Here is a 2,889-nt window from a genome sequence, read left to right as displayed (position 1 = left end):
GATCAGGTAGAAAACTCCATCGTGATAGCGCAGCGTGGTGGCGTAGGTAGAAGGATGCGGACTGAGCTGGGCAAACTGCGAGGGCCGTGACAACGCATATCCGATCCGCTGCCAGTGCACCAGGTCGAGGCTGTGATAGATGGGACAGCTCGGGAAGTACTCGAAGCTGCTGGTCGCAAGATAATAGTCGTGGCCGACGCGCAGGATGGATGGGTCGGGGTTCATGCCGCGTAGCACCGGGTTCTGGTACTGGGCGCTGACGCAAAGCGACGCCGTCAGCAGGACCAGCGGGATGGCGTGCAGGAATTTTCTCTTCATCAGAGGCTTTGGTCGCGAACTGTACTCCTGGGAATTTGCAGGATCGATGTTACGCCCCCCCGTGCTTTTAAACCCACGGCCGCGCGAAACGCAATGGAGTTTCGAGCCAAGAAACCTTGCTTTGATCCGGCCATTGGAAGAGTAATCCCTGACGACCGGAATCGCCAGGGATTACGATCGCGCCCACCGTGTTTTATGGCGCCTTGCAAACGCTGTCCACGTAGTTATCGATCAGCGCTGGACGGTTAAAGACAGTCATGGTGGCAGGGTATCATGACAGCTTCACGAATCGTGTTCTGCGGCGGCCCATCACCGGCTATCGCAATGCGCCCGTAAGTTGCCATGGGCGGTGCCGTGACCGTTGTAGCGCCAGAAAGCTGTTGCACCGCCGGAATGCGGATCGGCGGATCGTTCGTCTGCTGCCAGTGCAAAGCCATCCATTGGACTGTGGCTTCGCGAGTCGAGGATTGGCTCGGGACAACGTACAAGCGATAGGAATGTCCGTGTACTACAGGTATGTTGTCGGAAAGCCAGCAATGACATGCCGGATCATGGTGCCAGTGATCGGGAGAGCCGGAGGAAATCCAGTGCAATTTGAAGTCGGAATTCTGAACCAGATTGCCTGGCGGCGATGTGCCCTGCAGAGCCCAGGTGAAGTGGGCCTGTTGCCCACTTCGCACAGTGAACGAAGGAAGAAAGAGGGTCTCCGCACCGGGACGCTCGATCGCGGCGCTATAGGTTCCGGCAGGCAGGTTCCGAAGAGAGAAAGTGCCCATGTACTGCCGGGCGTTTGAATCGTCCAGCGAACTCAGCGTGCTGAAGTTTGTGCCGAGCAGAACAAGCTTCGCAGGCAGCTGCGGATGTTCAGTCAGAGCCGGTGCGGTGACGGTTGCTACAAGGGATGCCGTATCCGCCTCGGCTGGTTTCGCGGAAAGAACCAGCAAGGTGTGAATCACGTCGGCCGCAACCCGGGCAGTTTCTTCCGCACAGTCCAGGGCCATCGGCTCGATGTGCGCTCGGTCATTCGCCTCGGCATACGGCAACATGCGTTTTGCGATTTTCGCGTTGCGCGCAATCAAGCCGTCCATCCTTTTGCGCAAGCCCACCACAGCCTGTTGATCCGTATTTCCCAGCAATTGCGGATCGTAACCACGAAGATCGATCTTGCTGGCGTCGAGCCAGTTCTCCATTTTTGTGTGATTAGGGCCGGTTAGGCCGATGGTGTGCGGCGGAGAGCCTGAATCAGTGACGAAATGCAGCAGACTGCCCATCCATCGAACAGCGTTGGCCTGGTCTTCCGTTCTGAGTGCCTGCAGCGCCCGGAGGAAGAATGGCGTATAGGTATCGTGCACCTGAGGCATGATGTGGGAGAAAAAGTGAGGCGCCGCGGGAAAAAGAAGGTAATCATTGCCGAAGTACTCAGATTCAACCTGCGGATAATCCTCCGTTGTCACGTGCCAGTTTTCCTGGACGACAATCAGCGAATTCATCCAGTCGCCCATCTCGACTGTGTCACGGAGATGCCCGGCTTCCGGGCCCAGGCGAAGCGAGATTTGATCGCTGGCAGGAATCGCCGTAAGAGCGCCGTCGATGATTTGCTGGTGCGGCAGACCACCCCAGGCGAGTAGCTTTGGCGACGAGAGCACCACCACAAGCAGCACACCAAACGAAGCAGGAAAGCCGGCAGATTTAGACCTTTTGCGCTTCATGCCTTTGCTCCTCTTGAAGCCGATTTGGGGCGATGCGCTGCAGGAACTAGGCTCTCCTGAAGCACTCGCGTGGTTGAAGGGATGGCGAAGAGGCGAACCCCGGTCGGGCATTATTGTTGCCCGCCCTGGCCGAAGAGATAACGGATTGAGAACTGGAATTCGCGTGAATCGTTCGGAGAATCTCTTTCCGATGTGATGGCCGCGAAGGCCGTGTTCGATGAGTTGAGTATGCCCGGCTGTCCAAAGTTTGGGGTATTGGTTACGTTGAAAGAGTCGCCACGAATCTCGATGAGATTAGTCCTGTTGAAGGGCAGTCGGAGAGTCTTATCAAGGCTCACATCGCCGCTGTGGAACGCCGGACCGAAGCCATTGCTGGGTGCGCTCCCAACGGTGAAAAGTCGGCTATGTTCAACGTGGTCGCATTGTTGCTCGGATCGCTGTATGCGACGGCGTTCAGCCAATGCGTCAGCGTATGCGCATTGTCGAACATCGCTGCCCGGTTCACGATTGAATAGCATCCTATTCCTGCTGCGTGGCTCGCGGTACACGGCACGTTCACCGGCTGGCCGCTCTGATACGTAAAGATCCCGCTCAGGCTCCAGCCGCCGATGAAGGTATCCGCCAGCCCGTTGTTGTTGATCCCGTAGGCGACAGGACCGAAGGCATCCTGTAGACAATACAAGGGCGCGGAAGAAAAGTGAATCGTATTACCGGGGTGGCCCACTCGAGAGCCGCCCCGGTTTTTGAGGTTTCAGAAGTACAACTTCGACCCCAGCGACTCACCTTCATCACCGGGTCGCGCGATGTTAGAACTCGAGGTGCAGCTCCATAATCATTTGGCGAGGATCGTATGTTGCCAAAC

The 2,889-nt window shown here is 57.1% G+C and carries 3 protein-coding genes; all 3 read right to left on the bottom strand.

The annotated features are described in order from the left end of the window. Positions 1–318 (bottom strand): family 43 glycosylhydrolase (locus tag VMU57_RS16165; protein ID WP_325385253.1); only part of this gene is annotated, 318 nt, incomplete at its 3' end. Between the two features lie 245 nt (positions 319–563). Then, positions 564–2,027 carry a hypothetical protein gene (locus tag VMU57_RS16160; RefSeq protein ID WP_325385251.1) on the bottom strand — a complete coding sequence of 488 codons (1,464 nt, stop codon included), beginning with the start codon at positions 2,025–2,027 and terminating at the stop codon, positions 564–566. Positions 2,028–2,361: 334 nt separating this feature from the next. Further along, on the bottom strand, positions 2,362–2,751 hold the full coding sequence (locus VMU57_RS16155; protein ID WP_325385249.1) for a hypothetical protein: 390 nt from the start codon (positions 2,749–2,751) through the stop codon (positions 2,362–2,364). Positions 2,752–2,889: the final 138 nt, after the last annotated feature.

Origin of the sequence: Edaphobacter sp. (genome assembly GCF_035532915.1) — a bacterium.
GTDB lineage: Bacteria > Acidobacteriota > Terriglobia > Terriglobales > Acidobacteriaceae > Edaphobacter.
This window is presented reverse-complemented; position numbering and strand designations above follow the sequence as displayed.